Below are 17360 nucleotides of genomic sequence, written 5' to 3' on the forward strand. Positions count from 1 at the left end.
AGCCAGTGAATCGGGGGAAGGGCCCGCTAATCAATTGAGTGGGAGGGAGAATCAAGGGTGAAGGCAGATCTCGCCAGGAGGATGTCGAGACCTCTTGCTGCCCTGGGTGGGCACAGCCAGAGCAGGCACCTTCACCCTCTGACAGTCAACCATGAGCAGGACGAGCCGCACAAGTCCGTAATTGTTCGGAGGGAAAGCGAGGAGATTTTCTGTCAGAGGACGGCCTATCCTAATGGGAAGAGTGAATCCTGGTGGAAAGATGGCGGAGGGGGCGAGATTTGAACTCGCGGATGGGTTACCCCATCTCCGGTTTTCAAGACCGGCACGTTCGGCCACTCCGTCACCCCTCCCTCGGCCGAGACTTTTAGTCCTGAACGCGTGTGATTGCCTGAAGCCCTCCCATATAAGGTCGTAACGCCGGCGGGATCGCCACCGAGCCATCGGGCTGCTGATAGTTTTCTAAGATCGCGACGAGCGTTCTACCCACAGCCAGCCCCGATCCGTTCAGTGTGTGGACGAACTCGGGCTTGACATCTTTTTTTCCACCCTTGGCGCGCCACCGGATGTTCGCACGCCTAGCCTGGAAGCTTTCGAAATTGCTGCAGGAGCTGATTTCCCGGAAGGTGTGCTGTGACGGGAGCCATACCTCAATGTCGTAGGTTTTAGCGGCGGAGAATCCCATATCGCCCCGGCAGAGAGTTACCACTCGATAGTGGAGGTTCAACCCCTGCAAGACCGCCTCGGCATGTGCGGTCAGTCGCTCTAACTCGACATAGGATTCATCCGGCTTTGCAAAGGCCACCAGTTCGACCTTGTTGAACTGGTGCAGGCGGATCAACCCACGGGTATCCTTGCCGTAGGATCCGGCTTCTCGACGGAAGCAAGGGGTGTAGGCCGCATACCGGATCGGGAGTGTCTCCTCGGCCAGAATTTCCTCGCGGTGGAGGTTCGTGACCGGGACCTCGGCGGTCGGGATCAGAAACAGGTCCTCCTCGCGGAGTTGAAAGAGATCCTCCTCGAATTTCGGCAATTGACCGGTGCCGGTCATGGCGGCACGATTCACCAGCAGGGGCGGGAGAATTTCTCGGTATCCATGCTGACTCGTGTGAAGATCCAGCATGTAATTGATCAGCGCGCGTTCCAGCCTGGCGCCTAGTCCGGTCAGGACCGCAAACCGTGCCTTGGCCATGCGGACGGCCCGGTCGAATTCGAGAATCCCGAGGCTTTCGCCAAGATCCCAATGCGGTTGAACTGGACCGGTGAGTTGCGGAGGGCTCCCCCATCGGCGCACCTCCACGTTGTCGGTCGCTTCTTGACCATCTGGAACAGAGGGGTGGGGAAGGTTTGGAATCCGTAGCGCAATTTGCGCCAGCTGCTCTTCCACCACTCGAAGCTGGTCTTCGTGGGCCTTGATGGTTTCTCCCAAGGCCTTCATGGCCGCCATGGCATCCTCGGCCGGCTGTTTCTCGCGTTTCAGTCGAGCGACCTCATCCGACCCCTTCTTGAGTCGATGTCGAAGGTCTTCGACTTGGATGGTTTGCGACCGCCGCTGCTCGACCAGGGTACGCAGACTGTCCCAGGCGACGTCCTTGCCTCGCGTACCCAACCGGTCGCGCAAGTCGTCGAGGTTTTCTCGTAATAGCCGAAGATCGTACATACGCGTTTCCTCTAAAACGGCGTGAAATCTATCATCGGCTTTCCAGCAGAGTCAATGAAGCAAGCTCCGAGGGGCCAATCAGATCGGCGGCGGATGCATGCGATTGACAACCCTCACGGGTCGCGCCACGATAGGCTCCGATGAAACTGGTCTCCAATCCGCCGAATCCTTTCGAGTCCACTCAACGCGACGCCCTTGAGCCTCGACGCCGCGAGTTGCAGCTCTTCGAGGACGACACCAAACAAATCCTGAGCCGAAACGAGAGCCCGGATTTGCCCTTCAGATGGAGCGTGAATCCCTACCGCGGCTGTTTTCACGCCTGCGCCTATTGTTACGCCAGGCCTTCGCACGAATACTGGGGTTTCGGGGCCGGTACGGACTTCGAGTCCAAGATCGTCGTCAAACGCCGGGCAGCCGCGCTCCTTCGGCAGGCGTTCGAGAAGCCCTCCTGGAATGGCGATCTCGTCGTCTTCTCCGGCAACACCGATTGTTACCAACCCCTCGAAGCTACGTTGGGCCTCACAAGGGCTTGCCTGGAGGTGTGTGCGGACTACCGAAATCCGGTCGGCATCATTACCAAGAGCGCATTGGTCCAGCGCGATATGGATTTGCTGCGGCGGCTGCAGGCTGACGCGTGGGTTCGTGTCTATCTCAGCATCGCGTTCGCAGATGACGAGACCGCAAGGGCGGTCGAGCCGCAAGCCCCCTCGGTCACCAAACGATTCGAAACCCTCCGTTTGCTTTCCGAAGCGGGAATCCCCACTGGGATTTCGATTGCGCCGATCATCCCCGGCTTGAACGACAACGCGATGCCGGCCTTGCTCACGCGAGCGAAGGAGGCGGGGGCCACCACTGCAACGTTCAGTCTGTTGCGTTTGCCTGGAAACGTGCAGACGGTGTTCCTGGAGCGAATGCGCGAGGCCTTTCCGGAGCGCGTGGCGAAGATCGTCCATCGTCTGCAAGAGATGCGGCAAGGGCGGCTGAGCGATTCCGCATTCTTCAGCAGACATGAGGGGATCGGAACCTACTGGAAGTGCCTTGAGAAACTGTTCGAGGTGAGTTATCGCCGCGCCGGATTTCGATCGGTGGGGGAGGCGATTCCTCACACCTTTCGCCGCCATGAGGCGCAACAATCGTTGTTTTGAGTGGAGGACCGACCGTGCAACACAACCCAGGTTTTCTGAAACTCGTCGAGGAAGCCAAACAGCGGATCCGCGAATGCAGTATTTCCGAGGTACAGGGTAAGCTGGAGCGTGGGGAGCGTTTTCACTTTGTGGATGTGCGAGAGGATCACGAATATGAAGAAGACCATGCGGCAGGGGCGGTCCATCTCGGCAAGGGAGTGATCGAACGGGATGTGGAAACGGTCATTCCTCAGAAACACGAGCCGATTGTTCTCTATTGTGGGGGCGGGTACCGTTCGGTGTTGGCAGCGGACAGTCTTCAACTCATGGGCTATACGGATGTGCGTTCGATGGAGGGTGGAATCAAGGCCTGGCGCGTGGCCGGCTACCCTATCGAGCGGGGCCGACGCCCCTAGGCCATGACCTTTTCCAGGCGCGAGCTGTTTCACAATGCCGCATTCGGGTTGGTGCTCCTGCCGGCAGTGGCACGTTCGCCTCGTCATGTGCTCCGGCAGTTGCTCTTTGAGCCGGAGGGCCCGTTGGTTCCGCTCAAGGCCTTCCCGGTCAATCCCTTCGTCGCAAACGGTCGCCCGCTGGTGGCAATGGTCTATGGCAAGGAGCCCCGGCGTATGGTGCGGCGAGGCTTGGAACTGCTCGGCGGAATCGATCGGTTGCAACTGCGCGGCAAGCGGGTTCTCCTGAAGCCCAACGTGCTGAACGATCGGCCGCCGCCCTCCACCACCAATCCCCGAGTCGTCGCCACGATGGCCGAACTGGCCCGGGATGGCGGGGCGGGCGAGGTCACGGTGGCGGATGGCTCAGGAATCATTCGTCTCCCGACATCTGACAATCTCACCAAGACGGGCATGCGGGCGGCGGCTGAGAGTGCAGGTGCCCGTGTTCTTGCGCTGGAGGATGAGCCCTGGGTGAGGCTGGAACCGCCTCACAGTGAAGCGCTTCGTCGCTTCTATTTTTCGCGGCCGGTCTACGAAGCTGATCTCGTCATCAACATGCCGGTGATCAAGACTCATCGGTTCGCTGAGTTTTCCTGTAGCCTGAAAAACTTTGTCGGCGCCGTGCATCCACGGAATCGGCCTTCCGTGAGCTTTTGGAGCGGCGATTGGCACGAACGGATTGCTGAGTTGAACCTCGCCGTGCATCCCGTGCTCACGGTGGCTGACGGGACGACGATCATGATCGAAGGCGGACCGACCTCCGGCACGCCTGCCCACACAGATGTGGTGCTCTGCAGCGGGGATCGCGTGGCGGTGGATGTGGTGGCTATCGCCCTGCTGCGCTCATTCGGCACCTGGTCGAAGCTGGAGGGGAAACGGATCGAGGAGCAGCGGCAGATCAAACGTGCAGCCGCTCTGGGGCTGGGGATCGGCGTGGGGCGAGACATTGAACTGGTGATCGGGGAGGCGGATCCGGCCCCACCAGCTTTTACCCAGCTGGTGGGGCGGATGAAGCGGGACTTGCAGAGCCTATGAGCGCTACTTGTTCGTTCGATCGAATTCCTTGATGACCTGCTCGGTCAGGTCGATCGTATCCTTGTTGAAAATGACGATCTTCACGGTCTGCTCGCTTCCCTTGTCCAGCACCAACTGGTACCCGCCCTTATCGGCGACGGCCTGGGTGGCCGTCGCGATTTTTTTCATGTACTCGTCCACCAGTTCCTTTTGCTTGCCTTGTAATTCCTGATTAAATTCTTGGGCGCGCTTCTGGTAATCCTGGATCTTTGAGCGGAAGGAGGTTTCCTTCTCTTTCTTTTCCGCGTCGCTCAGCTTGGAGGCCTGTTCCTTGAGCTGTTTTTCGGTATTGCGCAATTCTTCTTCGTCCCGAGACAGCAGCTTCTGGCGCGTCGCCACATACTCCCGTAGCCCCTCCAAGGCGCGCTTGCCGGCCTTGCTTTTTTCCAGGACCACTTGAGGATCGATGACCCCCATCTTGAACTCCGCCGCCGGGCTCATCGAGGGCAAGGCCAGCGAGGCCGCTACGATCCCGCCGACAATCGCCGCGCGCAGGCCGGTTGCATGCCGCATCACACCCATCTCGGAACTCCTTTCGCCGAATAAATGATCACTGCCGGAAGCCTTGGGAGGATAACGATCGAGGGGGAACGTGTCAAGGAGGGCCTCGAGGTCACGGGGGTATTTGACAGGGTGGGGGACCACCGTTATAAGCGCAGAAGGACCGGGGCGACGGCCTCGTCGTCTCACGTCCGGATGAAAGGAGGGAAGCGATGCCGATGGATCGACAGGAGTCTCATCGACTCTTTGTACGAGCGCTCCAGCATGAACCGATCCGATGCGGACAGCAGGGTTGTCCCGGACCGGTGGAAACAGTCGACCAGTCGCAAACCCGCGACCGCGTCAAGACCTTCGTGATGCACTGTGAACGCTGCGGGTGGCAGGACAGGGTCAGCGGCGTCGAGCAGGCGACGCCGCCGTGGGACAATGCGTCCTTGGAGTTGATGGCGGACGAACATCTCATGCACCAGCAGCCGGTCTGCCCTTACGACGACACCCCCGTGGTGTTCATCTCCATGCCCAACCCTCGCCGAAAGGCGAAATACCGGGTGGCCTGTTTTTATTGCGGGAGGCAGACGGAAATGGATTGGCCGCCGCCGGAGAGCAAGCGATAGGGAACGGATGAGGTTCTGGGGAGGGTGGGTCAGAGGAAGTAGCGGCCGGTATCGAAATGGTACTCGGTGTTGTCGACCAGCTGCACAATGCTGTGCTTGAAGGATCCGATCTCATCCTGCTCGGTGAGGTCGAGGTCGGGGCCCTGCTCGATCGGATCGCCCTGCGCGTTGGTGACCACCTTGACGATCGGTCGCTCGGCATTCGTCTTGTCCTGAGCCGGCTGCATCACCACGGCCAGGGGGCCGGAATCGAGCCGGACCAGACTGCCGATCGGGATGATGCCGACGCAGTTCACGAAAAGTTTTAGCAGGACCGGGTCAAATGCCTGGCCGCTCTTGTTAAACATGAACTTGAGGACGTTAGCAGGCGACATCGGTTCACGCCGATACACGCGGGACGACGTCATCGCGTCGTAACAGTCGGCGATCGTGATGATGCGGCTGGCCACCGACTGAGTCCAGGGTCCCACCAATTTCGGGTACCCGGAAAAATCATAGTTCATGTGATGCTCGAAGGATGCCGCAGCCATCCGAGCGGGGACATTGTGAATTCCTCGTGAACGGACCAGCGTGAACACGCCTTCGGTCGGGTGGGAGCGCATGATGGCCCACTCTTCCTGTGTGAACTCTCCCGGTTTGTTCAGCACCTCCAAGGCGATGGCGCATTTGCCCACGTCATGAAAGAGCGCCGCCAGCCCGAGGTCTGCGAGGTCCACCTTCGGGTATCCGGCTCGATTTCCCAGTGCCATGGCCAGCAACGCTACGTTGACGGAGTGGTTGTGGGTGTATTGATCATGGCAGCGCAGGGTAGTGAGACCCAGAAGAGTCGAGGCGTCCTGCATCATCAACTCGACGATGTTCTGAATGGCGCGCTTGGCCTGCTTGAAGCTGACAGTGCCGCCGGCCCGCACCTGTTGCGTCAGCTCGCCGACCGCCATCGCGGCCTTTGCGTAGCCGCCCTTCGCGGCGGCCTTGCCGGTCAACCGCATGGCCCGCCCGTTTGGCGCGCCCGCGGTCCCCTCCGAGCCCGATCCCCCCGCCTGGCAGTCTTCGCCAGACTGATGGAGTTGGAGCACGCGCGGCTCCTCCAGTTCGATATTTGTCACCCCCGCCCGTTCCAGCGCCTCTTGCAGATCGGTCACCGTGTGTTTTTCGGGATCGAGCGTGACGAACAGATAGGCGAATTCTCGCAAGTCGCGGGAGTCCACGGCTGAGGAAAACGAAAGGCCGCCGATCTTCCACCGATCCAAGACCTCAATGATGCTTGAAAAGACCTGCATCTGCTGGGAATTCACCTTGAGGTAGCTGTCTCCGAGAAACAGGAAGTCGTTCTGAATCCGCAGCACGGCGGGGCGGTCCACGGCCAAGGTCTTGATCAGCGTCAAGAGGGAATCGACCGGTTTGTCGAGCGCGGCATTCGCGCGACCGTGGATGCGAGAGGTTTTGATCAACACGTTGAGCTGTGTGACCAACTGGATGCCGAGCATGGCCAGTTGCTGGTCGAGGATGTCGCCGGCCTCGGACCCTCGCGCGATTTTGTTCGCGAGGGAGCGTTCGTGAGTCAGGATCGGATGGGGGGCGTCCGCGGTCGGCTGGGCGGGGGGCGGATGGTCGTGCACGGGGAGACCTCGCAGTTATCCGTTGGCTGCCGGGGGGATGTGTTGGCGCTGGAGACGAGTAATGGCGGCGAGGGCGTTGCCGCAGGCCTGTCGCACGGCGGCCCCGCCTTTTTTTTGTCCGAGCTCCAGGGCCGCATGGGCCGCCGACGTTGCCAGTTTGCCCAGCATGTCCGCCGCCAAGAGCGCCAGTTCTTCTTTCTTCTTGCGGTTGGTCCAGGACCATTCCGTGAGGAGGCCCTGCCAGTAGGGAACGGCCTCGTCTCCGACGGTCTGCTTCATGGCCAGGTAGATGGCACGTTTCTCCGCCGGGGATCGGTCAAGAAAACCATCCTGAGTCAAGAAGGGCGACCAGTGCTGGAAGGACGCCTGGTAGTGTCCGGTGGCGAGCAGCTTCATGGCGGTCAGTCGAACGGTTTCGTCCTGGTCCAAGAGCAGGCTGATCAACCTGTTCCCCGGGCCGGATGGCCGCAGACTTGCCAGGAGGCGGAGCACATCGCGCCGCACGGTCGCATCCGGATGGCGAAGAGCTTTCTCGATCTGGTCTGCGAACTGCGGGTTGTTCCAGCGGGCCAGAAGCGTGAGGAGGTTCCGCACATACATCGGGCGCTTGTCGGTTAGCCCGCGCAGGATCGATTCAGGATGTTCGGGGCCGAGTACCTGGAGCGCTTCCATCACAATCCCCTGGTGCGCGGGCACTTCCAGTCCGGCCAGCAAAGAACACAGGGCCGGGACCGCCTCCTTCTTCATCATCAACAGGAGCGTCAGGAGTCCTTCCGTCTTGGCGTCCTGATTGCGGTTGAGGTGCAATCCGATCGCCTTCACCCGTTCAGGCCGATTGAGTCCGTCAAACAGGCCGGCGACTTGCTGCTTATGCGACTCTGAAAGGTCCTTTCGTACGGCTTCGGTATCCTGAAGCAGGGTCAGCACTGTTTCGAGCACCGTCCATTGCCCGTTGCGGATCAGCACATCGAGTACCTGTTCCCAGACATCGAATAGCTTGCTCAGCAAGGCATGGGAGGGTTCGGAAGCCAGCACCGCCGTCAACACATCCAGGATGTAGGCCATCCCGTCCCGGCGCGTTTCGGCGGCGATCTCCTTCGTCAGGGCCTCAAGTTCCTGCTGGGACACTTCGTATCCGACGACGTGAAGTTGGAAGCGCTGGCTGGCGTCCGACTCTGTGCGGGCGGTCCCGCCGTCGCCGCCTCCAGCGGTTGCCGCGCGTTCTCGATCCAGAATGTCGCGCAATGACGTGACGGATTGGTTCATGTAGCCCTGCGTTTGCAGTTCCAGGACATCGGGGCCGAAACCAGATGAACGGACCAATTCTTCCGCCGTCACGAGTGCGATGGTGCTGAGGTTCTTGGCCCAGAGCCGCGTCACGATGTCGTCATCGTCGTCCTCGACACTCGGCTTGTCGCCCGCGGCGTCGCCGGAACCGGTGCCCCAGAGGGCCTCCAGAAAAAACGACAAGTCTTCACGCGAGAGACCCTGATGAAAACTCAGTTCGCGGATCCCATCCGCGTACATTTTGAATGCGATGCTGTCACCCGTCGCCTCGCTCTCGGGCTGGTAGACAACCTCGTCCTTGAAGAAGAGTTGATTGCGTTGAATGAGGAAGGCTAGCTGACCATACTGTTCCAGGTGTTTGGTCAGCTCATCGTAGAATTGCCTGAAGAAGCGCTCTGCCACGGGATTCTTGGCACCGTAGGTCCGGGCCGATTTGGCGGATTTGTCGAGCAGCTTGAGCAACTGCTTGACGGAGACCACCTCGGGGTCGGTTCCTGCGTCGAACGTCTTCGAGGAATGCATAGGGTCAGTGGTACCGTGGGCCTTTACCTTCGTCAAGGAAATAGCCGCTCGCTGCAGCCGTTGCCTCCGCGTCGGTGACTCAGTAGAATCTTGCCGTGCAGCCAGCATCCACCACGCCGGTGATCGTCTGTTTCGGTGACAGTCTCACCGCCGGTTATCAAAGTCCGCAGCCCTTCCAATCGCATGCCCCGGAGACGCCGTATGGGCTGGTCTTGCAGGAGCGCCTGGGGTCACGTGCGCGAGTGGAAGTGAGCGGAGTGTGCGGCGAAGTGACGGGTGAAATGGTCCTCCGGTATCGGGCGACCGTTCTGGCGCGCCGACCCACCGTGGTGATTCTTCTCGGAGGGACGAACGATTTGGGGTGGAATGCGGAGCCAGCCGAAATCATGCGCAACCTGATCAAGCTGTACGAACAGGCTCGAGCGGCTTCGATTGTTCCCGTGCCGGTCACGGTACCCTCAATTCGCATCGAGGCGGACGCAAGGCAGCTGGAAGTGCGATCCTGGCTCGACGAACATATCCAACGTCGCCGTCGGCTCAACGGATTGATTGCGGACTACGCCACGGCCAAGGGGCTTCCCTGGTTCGATCTCTTTACCGAGACGGCTGAACCAGGTTCCCTTCTGTTGGCTGCACCCTATTCCAACGACGGTCTGCATCTCTCCACGAGCGGGTACCGCCTGTTCGGCAACCGGCTGTACGAGCAGCACTTCTCATCGGATCGTCTGATCCCGTTCCTGAGTCCGGACGAGCCATCTCACCCATGATCCGCGACGTGACCGACCGCAGTTTCTCTCGCGAGGTCGAGCAGGTTGCCGGGCCGGTCTTGATCGAATTCTGGCAACCCGCATGCGGCCACTGCCGTGCCCTGCTGTCGCAACTTGAGCAGTTGCAGGATGAGGTGGGGGAGGCCGTGACGATCTTGAAAATGAACGTCCAGGAGAATTTTCAGATCCCCGCGGAGCTGGAGATCAGCTCCCTCCCGGCTTTGGCGCTCTTCGAGCGAGGGGAGTTCGTGCGGTTTATCGGCGGGTTGGGCCGCACAGACGAAATCAAGAAACAATTGCCGTTCGTTTAGAGAATGCGCCAGCTGCGGCCGTCGTTCTGGATCAGGCGCTCGGCTTCGACGGGCCCCCATGTTCCGGCCGGGTACTCTGGCAGCCAACGGGCCTTCTGCTGGGCCCATCCTTCCAAAATCTTCGTCACCCAGGCCCAGGAGGCCTCGACGGCGTCGCGCCGCATGAACCGCGAGGCGTCTCCCGCCATCACGTCGAGCAACAAGCGCTCGTACGCTTCCGGCGAGGGCCGACCGAAGACATCGCTGTACTGAAAGTCCATTTCGACCGGATGGGTCTGCGCGCGTGTGCCAGGCACGCGCGACACGATCCGGAGCGACAGGCCTTCATCGGGCTGAATCCGCAGAGTCAACACGTTGGCCGGTTGCGGTTCCGTCGGATTAGCATTGAATAAAATCTGCGGAATGTCTCTGAACTGGACCGCGACTTCACTGGCCCGCTTAGGTAGGGCCTTCCCGGTGCGGAGGTAAAAGGGAACGCCGGACCAGCGCCAATTCTCCACATAGGCCTTGACCGCCACGTAGGTTTCGGTGGTGCTGTTCGGGGTGACGCCCTTCTCGCGCCGATAGCCGGGAACCGCCTGGCCATGCGCGGTTCCCTCCGCATATTGCGCGCGCACCGTCACCTGTTCGACATCCTTGCCGACGATGGGTCGCAAGCATCGCAACACCTCCATCTTGGCATTGCGGACCACATTCGGGTCCAGAGAGTAGGGCGGTTCCATCGCAACGAGGCAGAGCAACTGCAGCAAATGGTTCTGAATCATGTCCCTGAGGGCGCCCGCTTCTTCGTAGTAGCTCGCTCTAGTGCCGACACCTTCCGCCTCGCTGACGGTGATTTGTACATGGTCGATGTACTTATGGTTCCAGATCGGTTCGAAGATGCTGTTGGCGAACCGAACCACCATGAGGTTTTGGACGGTCTCCTTTCCCAGGTAGTGGTCGATCCGGAAAATTTGCGATTCGTCGAAGACCTTCCCGGTCACCTCGTTGATCTCCTGCGCGGAGGCCAAATCGCGGCCGACCGGCTTCTCGACGATGATGCGGGCATAGGGGGTGGCGTTCGTCGCCGACCGCTGCGCCAAGCCGGCCTGCGCCAACCCTTCACAGACCGATGCGAAGGAACTGGGCGGGATGCTCAGGTAAAAGATCCGGTTACCGGGCAACTGCAGGGTGCGTTCGATTTGCTCGGCTCTAGAACGGAGCGCGCGGTAGGTTTGAGCGTCCTCGTTTTCGCCGGGAATGTAGAACAGGTGCCGCTCGAACTCCTGCCATGTTTCCGGGGCCAAGGCTTGCCGAGAATGTTTCACCACACCTTCGCGCGCCAGGTCGCGGAACTCGTCGTCCGTCATCGTCTTCCGGCCCAGCCCGATGACCGCATACTGCTTCGGCAGGAGCCCGTCGAGCAGGAGATTGTACAGGGCGGGGATGAGGCGGCGCCGCGCCAAGTCTCCCGATCCACCGAAAATGATGAGCGTGCAGCCTTCAACGGGCGGAGCGGACTCGGGCAACGGCTTGATCTCGATCGGGCTTGTGGGTGACGGCATTGTGTAGGGTTCCTGGGGTTGAAGGGTTCAACGCTTCACGCTGTGGCCGCCGAAGGCATTGCGCAGGGCCGCCAGCATTTTTTCCGCGAACGACTCTTCCTGACGGGAACGAAATCGGGTGAACAGGGCACTAGTCAGCGTCGGCACCGGTACGTCGCGGTCGATCGCTTCCTGAATCATCCAGCGCCCTTCCCCAGAGTCCTGGACATAACCTTTCAGGTTGTCGAGTTTCGGATCCTGTTTCAAGGCGCCGGCCGCCAGCTCCAACAACCAGGAGCGCACGACGCTGCCGTGCATCCACACGTCGGCGATCTTGCTCAAGTCCAAGCGGTAGTCGCTTCTGGCCATCAATTCGAAGCCTTCCGCATAGCCCTGCATCATGCTGTACTCGATGCCGTTGTGGACCATTTTGACGTAATGGCCCGCGCCGTGTGATCCCATGTGCGCCCAACCCTGTTCGGGCGCGAGGGTCTCGAAGATCGGTGTCAGGCGTCGAACCGGTGCTTCCTCTCCTCCGATCATGAGGCAGTAGCCGACCGTCAGGCCCCAAATGCCTCCGCTGGTGCCGACGTCGACATAGTGGACGCCCTTCGGCGTTAACGCGGCCGCGCGTCTAGGGTCGTCGTGAAACCTGGTGTTGCCGCCGTCGATGATGGTATCGCCCGCTTGCAGCAACTCGCCGGTGGCCTGAACGGTTTCCTCGGTCGGGGCTCCGGATGGAACCATGATCCAGATGGCGCGGGGTGGAGTTAGTTTGGAGACGAGGTCGCGGAGCGAGGTGGCGCCGATGCAACCGACTTTCTCTGCCTGCGTGACCAGGTCGGCCGCGCGGTCATAGACCACCACACGATGCCGTCCCTGCTGTAAACGCGTCACCATGTTCATGCCCATCTTGCCGAGCCCGACAAATCCGAGTTCCATAGGTCATCCTTTCTGATGAACGCCGGTTCGTGACGTCCGGTGCTGTGCGAGGGTGCGAGAACGACGGACAGTCTCGCCGAGTCTGTCGCCGATCGTACCATGCCCGGAGCGGAACGCAACCGCGTGTCCGGTCGGTGGGCATCTGAGTGGACGCGTCAGTCCACTCGCGGCGGCAAAGGAATATCGTGAAACAAGGTGTCCGCCAGCCGCCGGCCGTATTGGAGACGGTCGTGGAGGGTCGGCGCGCTGAGGAACAGACCGGCCAGTTCGCCGAATGCCGCATCACGCGACGAGACGAAGCGCAGGGTGTCGACCGGCGCTGTCAGCCAGAATCCGCGGATGCGAAAGAATGCGACCAGGCAATCCTCAAAGAACAGTTGCAACAGGTACTGGGCCGTGGTCGGTTTGTCGCGCAAGTCTTCGACCTTGCCCAGCCAGTGGAGGCATTCGGTCTTGAGCCGAATCCGCTCATGGAGGCCGGCTGGGGGAGGGCCTTGTCGAAACCGCTGCGCGGCCTGTTCGATCAAGTTCGCTGCGATGTCGTCATGGTCGTAGAGGATTCGCCCCTTGCGCAGGAGCGGCGCCAAGCGTGGGGAATGTTCGAGGTCCTCGATGACGGCCTGGTGTTCGCCGTAGCGGATGTCGACGAGCCGGTCGGCAATGCGGATCAGTTCCTGCCCCTCCATCGACCCCTTCACCAGCACGATGAGGTCGATGTCGCTATGGGGCGTCACGGCCCGTCTCGCGCCGGACCCGACGAGGATGATTCCGACGAGGTCCCCGCCGCGTTTGGCGCGGACATAGCGGAGCGCGATCGCCAATGCATCTTCGTAACTGGGTGGGTGGGGAGCCGGGGGGGCCTGCGGTCGTTCAGGCAGGTCGAGGAGTTCGGCGCGCAATTCCTCCGCGGAGGGTGCGCCCGGCGAGGGCTGAGGCGGGATGGTGGTCTGTTCTGGTTCCATGGTCGGATCGTCTGGTCTTGTATGTGTCAGGGCTGTTGTACATGTCGAATCTGCTGTTCGAGGGTGGCGAGCCAATCGTCGAACGGTTGTTCGGCGTCCACGATGATCTCCAGCTTTCCGTTCGGTAACTTGCGGACCAGGCCGGGTTGTTCCGGAGAGAGTGGAATCTCCACCCACTCGCGATCGAGTCCCAAACGGTCCGTCAGGTCGAGGATGCGGGTGATTTGTTGGAACGAAACGGCGTGAAGCGTCATGCCTCGGTCTCGGCCTCCCGACTGTGAGGCATTGTAGGAGGGGGCTTCCGGCCTGTCAATGTGACTGCGCCACCGTCAGCGCAACACTCGTGCGACGATGTCCGCAGCGCGGTCGATGGCGTCGGCAGATACGTCGAGATGGGTCACGGCTCGACAGGTTCGGCTGCCGACCGCGTTCAGCAGCACCCCTTCCTGTCGGAGCAGGCCTACGAACTCGTGCACTGTCAGGCGCGGGTGCCGTACCTCGAAGAAGAGGATGTTCGTCACGACCGCATCCAGATCCAGCGAAACCGTGGGAATTTTCCGGAGGAGAACAGCCAGCCGCTTGGCATTCGCATGGTCCTCTGAGAGCCGATCGATGTGGTGGTCCAGCGCATGGAGGCCTGCAGCCGCCAGGATACCGGATTGGCGCATCGCGCCTCCGTACATGCGCCGGAAGCGCCGGAGTCGTTCCAACAGCGATGCGTCATCCGTCGCGATCAAGGATCCCGCCGGTGCGCCCAAGCCCTTCGATAGGCAGAACGTCACGGTATCGAATGGTCGTGCATACTCCGTAGCCGACGTGCCGGAAGCCACGACGGCATTGAAGAGGCGCGCTCCATCCAAATGCATGGGCAGTCCGTGGTGCTTCGCGACGGCGCGGATTGCCTGAATCGTCGCGAGAGGATAGACCGTGCCGCCTCCGGCATTGTGGGTGTTTTCAAGACAGATGAGGGCGCTCTGAATCGTGTAGGGATCTTTCGGGCGGATGGCGGCCTCCACCTGATCGGCCGTCATCAACCCCCTGGCGCCCTGCACCCAATGGAGTTGCAGGCCCGCCAATGCGCCGGCGGCGCCTTGCTCGTAGCGGACGATGTGGGACTGAGCGTCGACGATGACTTCACGTCCCGGCTCGGCGAGCGCGCGCAGACAGAGCTGATTTCCGAGTGTGCCTGACGGTACGAACAGGGCCGCCCGTTTGCCGATCAGTGCGGCGCCTCGCTCTTGGAGGCGGTTGACGGTGGGATCTTCGCCATACACATCATCGCCGACCGCGGCGGCAGCCATGGCCTCGCGCATGGCGGCGGTAGGTCTCGTGACCGTGTCGCTTCGCAGGTCGATCGGGGCAGGTGACGGTATAGACATCGTGCTGTGATGCAGTGGGTGGAGCGGGCCGCATTGTAACAAAATTTTCTCCGCCGCGCGTCGGCGGGCCTGGTAGACTGGGCCCCGCTCGGAGTCGCATGGAGAGATTGCGCCGTTCATTCGCCCGTTTCGTCCACGTGGAGCCGCAGGAAGTCCGGCCCTTGGCGTGGTCGTTCACCTATTTCTTCTGCCTCCTCTGCGGCTACTACATTCTGCGCCCCGTGCGGGATGAGATGGCGATCCAGGGCGGTGTGAGCAATCTCCCCTGGATGATGACCGCCACGTTCCTGACCCTCCTGGCCGTGACGCCGCTGTTCGGGTGGGTGTCCGCCCGTTGTTCACGGCACCGGTTGCTGCTCACGGTCTACAGCTTCTTCATCCTGAACCTCGTCCTCTTGTATTTTCTGATGGCCGCTCGGTTCCACATGGAGTGGGTGGCTCGCGGTTTCTTCGTGTGGCTCTCCGTGTTCAACCTGTTCGTCGTGTCTGTCTTCTGGAGTTTCATGGCCGATCTCTTTACGCCTGAACAAGGCGCTCGACTGTTCGGGGTGATTGCAGCGGGCGGGAGCACGGGGGCCCTGTTCGGTCCGGTTCTCACGACAGGGTTGACCTATCTGTTCCCCGTGGCGGTGCTGATGCTGGCGTCGGCAGGTTTCCTCCTCTGCTGCATGGGATGTATCCATCGGTTGGACCAATGGAGCCATCGCCGTGCGCAAGCCCACCACGAACCGGTGGGGGCGCCGTTGGGCGGAGGGCTGTTCGCCGGGATCCGCCTCGTGTTCGGTTCCCCCTATCTCTTGGGCATCTGTGCCTACCTGACCTTTCTGACAGTGACCGCCACGTTCCTATATTTCGAACAGATGCGTGTCGTGTCGGAACTGTTCGATTCGTCGGAAGCCAGGACACGGCTGTTTGCCGCTGTGGATTTGTCGACGAACATCCTGACCTGGCTCACGCAAGTCCTCGTCACCAACCGTCTGGTCGTCCGTTATGGCTTGGTGGCGGCGCTGGTGTTCTTGCCGGGCGTGAGCCTGCTGGGGTTTCTCGGCCTCGCCCTGTGGCCCACCCTCATGCTCTACCTGAGCTTTTCCGTGCTGCGACGGGTGGGGGAGTATGCGTTATCCAAACCGGCTCGCGAAGTGCTGTTTACCGTCGTGAGCCGGGAAGAAAAATACAAGGCGAAAAATTTCATCGACACGGCGGTGTCGCGCGGCGGTGACGCCTCCACCGGATGGCTGGTCTCCGGCCTCAAGGCGCTGGACGTCACGACCGCCCACATGGCCTGGACGCTGGTGCCTCTGATGCTCCTCTGGGCCTGGCTCGGCCGCTGGTTGGCGCGGCAAGAGGACCGGCGTCGCTGTGCTTGAGGATTCAAGGGTGTTACCGATGGAGAGGCGACCTTAAGCGGCGTTTGGGGCCGATCAGAAACGAGATTCTTCGCCGAATTTAGTTATAAGCAATTGATTAGACTGCCTCTCGTTGCTATAAACCTGGTCAGAAAAAATCGTTGTCGAAGCCCCTGAAGTTCAAAGTGGGCGGGAAATCATCTGAATTTATGCTGTATGGCAGTTGAGCCTAAACCATACCTGGAATACCTCGACAAGGAGATGTTCATTATGGGTATTCTTTCGGCTTTTTCAGTAGCGGTGGCGACATTGCCTGTTGAACAGGTCCTTAGCGAGAAGAAGAGCCCTGTTTCCCAACTCTTTATTATGCGAGACGCTCATGTGGTGGTAGGTATTCTCCTGGCGCTCCTTGCAGCCTTTTGTTTCTATCTACAACGCTCCCACCTTGCATGGTACTACGGTCAAATCGCATTGGCGCAATCACTAGGGGAAGTGAGTCCTCATCCAATCGGATCATGGTTATTACAGGCAGATGCCTGGGACACGTGGCTTCGCTACCAAACAGGTTTTATAGCGCTGAGTCTTTCGATCGCAAGCTATGTCTATGCTGGGGCGAAGGTATGGTTTCCTTGCCTAGGCACCATTTCGTTGACATGGTCGCTGATCCTCCCCTTGACCTTGTCTGGGCTGCTGGTAGTAAGTCGCTGGTATTGCCTTACGGCGTTTGCTCAGTCGGACAACCCATTCCAGGAATGGATGAAGTCATTAAAGAAATCGTTTAAGCGATAGATCAGTGGGCTGAAACATTGATGGGAATCTTAATTTTCCAAAGGCGGTCCTGATCGATATCCCTGCGTGCAAACGCATCTTCATGCTTCGCGTACGTCAGCTCCTTCTCACGTTTAACTGTGCATATTGTATATTGGCTTTGTTGAAGGAAATGACGTCGATGACTCCTAACGTTGGGCCCCAATCCGTGGATTGCAGGCTCGCTTCCCTTAGAGCTTTTCCCTTTGCCTGTAAATTCCAGAAAGACATAGATCGCAACTTCCTAGCTTTGTTTCCAGGGTCATTCATGGCAAAAAATGCAGCTACGTACGGGGATGCTGTCCAGTCGAGGAGCGGCGAAGGAAAACCGTGATGGCGTAGGTAAACAAAATATTGGTACGCCTCGAAATTAAAAGGCGGATATTCCCCGGACTCTAACCACTTAAAATATTCTCTACGGGAGGGATGAGATGGCTCCGCTTCTTTGGACAGAATCTTTCAGTTCCTAA

At 60.1% G+C, this 17360-nt stretch carries 18 protein-coding genes and 1 tRNA gene; 8 read left to right on the top strand and 11 right to left on the bottom strand.

What is annotated here, in order from left to right; translation table 11 throughout:
* Positions 1-260 precede the first annotated feature (260 nt).
* A tRNA-Ser gene (locus tag HRU82_18925) sits at positions 261-350 on the bottom strand.
* A 14-nt stretch (positions 351-364) separates the two neighbouring features.
* Positions 365-1657, bottom strand: a complete 1293-nt coding sequence (gene serS, locus HRU82_18930) for a serine--tRNA ligase (GenBank protein ID QOJ36894.1) — start codon at positions 1655-1657, stop codon at positions 365-367.
* Between the two features lie 140 nt (positions 1658-1797).
* Between serS and HRU82_18935 the strand changes: the two genes are divergently transcribed.
* From HRU82_18935 to HRU82_18945, 3 genes are read left to right on the top strand one after another with little or no spacing between them, the layout of a single operon-like run.
* Positions 1798-2802 carry a PA0069 family radical SAM protein gene (locus HRU82_18935; protein QOJ36895.1) on the top strand — a complete coding sequence of 335 codons (1005 nt, stop codon included), beginning with the start codon at positions 1798-1800 and terminating at the stop codon, positions 2800-2802.
* 14 nt (positions 2803-2816) lie between these two features.
* Complete coding sequence (locus HRU82_18940) at positions 2817-3197, top strand: sulfurtransferase (protein QOJ36896.1); 381 nt, start codon at positions 2817-2819, stop codon at positions 3195-3197.
* Positions 3198-3200: 3 nt separating this feature from the next.
* Positions 3201-4271: a DUF362 domain-containing protein gene (locus tag HRU82_18945; protein QOJ36897.1), complete on the top strand. Its 1071-nt coding sequence runs from the start codon at positions 3201-3203 to the stop codon at positions 4269-4271.
* Positions 4272-4274: 3 nt separating this feature from the next.
* On the opposite strand, the gene HRU82_18950 is transcribed toward HRU82_18945, so the two are convergent.
* Complete coding sequence (locus tag HRU82_18950) at positions 4275-4832, bottom strand: OmpH family outer membrane protein (protein ID QOJ36898.1); 558 nt, start codon at positions 4830-4832, stop codon at positions 4275-4277.
* 191 nt (positions 4833-5023) lie between these two features.
* Here HRU82_18950 and HRU82_18955 point away from each other — a divergent pair, with 191 nt between their 5' ends.
* Positions 5024-5425, top strand: a complete 402-nt coding sequence (locus HRU82_18955) for a hypothetical protein (GenBank protein ID QOJ36899.1) — start codon at positions 5024-5026, stop codon at positions 5423-5425.
* 29 nt (positions 5426-5454) lie between these two features.
* Here HRU82_18955 and HRU82_18960 read toward each other — a convergent pair whose 3' ends face one another.
* Positions 5455-7044: an HD-GYP domain-containing protein gene (locus tag HRU82_18960; protein ID QOJ36900.1), complete on the bottom strand. Its 1590-nt coding sequence runs from the start codon at positions 7042-7044 to the stop codon at positions 5455-5457.
* A 15-nt stretch (positions 7045-7059) separates the two neighbouring features.
* The gene (locus tag HRU82_18965; protein QOJ36901.1) at positions 7060-8853 is read right to left on the bottom strand and encodes a HEAT repeat domain-containing protein; all 1794 of its coding nucleotides are present in this window, start codon (positions 8851-8853) and stop codon (positions 7060-7062) included.
* 95 nt (positions 8854-8948) lie between these two features.
* Here HRU82_18965 and HRU82_18970 point away from each other — a divergent pair, with 95 nt between their 5' ends.
* Positions 8949-9620 carry an SGNH/GDSL hydrolase family protein gene (locus tag HRU82_18970; GenBank protein ID QOJ36902.1) on the top strand — a complete coding sequence of 224 codons (672 nt, stop codon included), beginning with the start codon at positions 8949-8951 and terminating at the stop codon, positions 9618-9620.
* Entirely contained in the window at positions 9617-9931 is a 315-nt protein-coding gene (locus tag HRU82_18975; protein QOJ36903.1) for a thioredoxin, read from the top strand. Before HRU82_18970 ends, HRU82_18975 begins: the two co-directional genes overlap by 4 nt.
* Here the strand turns inward: HRU82_18975 and zwf are convergent.
* From zwf to HRU82_19000, 5 genes are all read right to left on the bottom strand, one after another.
* Entirely contained in the window at positions 9928-11454 is a 1527-nt protein-coding gene (gene zwf, locus HRU82_18980; GenBank protein QOJ37270.1) for a glucose-6-phosphate dehydrogenase, read from the bottom strand. The two genes, HRU82_18975 and zwf, sit on opposite strands and share 4 nt — an antisense overlap.
* Before the next feature lie 48 nt (positions 11455-11502).
* Positions 11503-12396 carry a decarboxylating 6-phosphogluconate dehydrogenase gene (gnd, locus tag HRU82_18985; GenBank protein ID QOJ36904.1) on the bottom strand — a complete coding sequence of 298 codons (894 nt, stop codon included), beginning with the start codon at positions 12394-12396 and terminating at the stop codon, positions 11503-11505.
* 155 nt (positions 12397-12551) lie between these two features.
* On the bottom strand, positions 12552-13358 hold the full coding sequence (locus HRU82_18990; protein ID QOJ36905.1) for a nucleotidyltransferase domain-containing protein: 807 nt from the start codon (positions 13356-13358) through the stop codon (positions 12552-12554).
* A gap of 26 nt (positions 13359-13384) precedes the next feature.
* Positions 13385-13612 (bottom strand): hypothetical protein, encoded by a 228-nt coding sequence (locus tag HRU82_18995; protein QOJ36906.1) that lies wholly within the window; start codon positions 13610-13612, stop codon positions 13385-13387.
* Between the two features lie 75 nt (positions 13613-13687).
* The gene (locus HRU82_19000; protein ID QOJ36907.1) at positions 13688-14737 is read right to left on the bottom strand and encodes an aminotransferase class I/II-fold pyridoxal phosphate-dependent enzyme; all 1050 of its coding nucleotides are present in this window, start codon (positions 14735-14737) and stop codon (positions 13688-13690) included.
* Positions 14738-14835: 98 nt separating this feature from the next.
* Between HRU82_19000 and HRU82_19005 the strand changes: the two genes are divergently transcribed.
* Both HRU82_19005 and HRU82_19010 read left to right on the top strand, forming a co-directional pair.
* On the top strand, positions 14836-16104 hold the full coding sequence (locus HRU82_19005; GenBank protein QOJ36908.1) for an MFS transporter: 1269 nt from the start codon (positions 14836-14838) through the stop codon (positions 16102-16104).
* Positions 16105-16353: 249 nt separating this feature from the next.
* Positions 16354-16872 (top strand): hypothetical protein, encoded by a 519-nt coding sequence (locus tag HRU82_19010; protein ID QOJ36909.1) that lies wholly within the window; start codon positions 16354-16356, stop codon positions 16870-16872.
* A 96-nt stretch (positions 16873-16968) separates the two neighbouring features.
* Here HRU82_19010 and HRU82_19015 read toward each other — a convergent pair whose 3' ends face one another.
* Complete coding sequence (locus tag HRU82_19015) at positions 16969-17346, bottom strand: FRG domain-containing protein (GenBank protein ID QOJ37271.1); 378 nt, start codon at positions 17344-17346, stop codon at positions 16969-16971.
* Positions 17347-17360: the final 14 nt, after the last annotated feature.

The sequence above is a fragment of the Nitrospira sp. genome (assembly GCA_015709715.1).
Lineage (GTDB): Bacteria > Nitrospirota > Nitrospiria > Nitrospirales > Nitrospiraceae > Nitrospira_A.

Coding starts and splice junctions, on each gene's coding strand:
- gnd (QOJ36904.1), bottom strand. CDS start 12,396: ATGGAACTCGGATTTGTCGGGCTCGGCAAGATGGGCATGAACATGGTG.
- HRU82_18975 (QOJ36903.1), top strand. CDS start 9,617: ATGATCCGCGACGTGACCGACCGCAGTTTCTCTCGCGAGGTCGAGCAG.
- HRU82_18990 (QOJ36905.1), bottom strand. CDS start 13,358: ATGGAACCAGAACAGACCACCATCCCGCCTCAGCCCTCGCCGGGCGCA.
- HRU82_18945 (QOJ36897.1), top strand. CDS start 3,201: ATGACCTTTTCCAGGCGCGAGCTGTTTCACAATGCCGCATTCGGGTTG.
- HRU82_18965 (QOJ36901.1), bottom strand. CDS start 8,853: ATGCATTCCTCGAAGACGTTCGACGCAGGAACCGACCCCGAGGTGGTC.
- HRU82_19005 (QOJ36908.1), top strand. CDS start 14,836: ATGGAGAGATTGCGCCGTTCATTCGCCCGTTTCGTCCACGTGGAGCCG.
- HRU82_19010 (QOJ36909.1), top strand. CDS start 16,354: ATGGGTATTCTTTCGGCTTTTTCAGTAGCGGTGGCGACATTGCCTGTT.
- HRU82_18935 (QOJ36895.1), top strand. CDS start 1,798: ATGAAACTGGTCTCCAATCCGCCGAATCCTTTCGAGTCCACTCAACGC.
- HRU82_18955 (QOJ36899.1), top strand. CDS start 5,024: ATGCCGATGGATCGACAGGAGTCTCATCGACTCTTTGTACGAGCGCTC.
- HRU82_18950 (QOJ36898.1), bottom strand. CDS start 4,832: ATGGGTGTGATGCGGCATGCAACCGGCCTGCGCGCGGCGATTGTCGGC.
- serS (QOJ36894.1), bottom strand. CDS start 1,657: ATGTACGATCTTCGGCTATTACGAGAAAACCTCGACGACTTGCGCGAC.
- HRU82_19000 (QOJ36907.1), bottom strand. CDS start 14,737: ATGTCTATACCGTCACCTGCCCCGATCGACCTGCGAAGCGACACGGTC.
- HRU82_18995 (QOJ36906.1), bottom strand. CDS start 13,612: ATGACGCTTCACGCCGTTTCGTTCCAACAAATCACCCGCATCCTCGAC.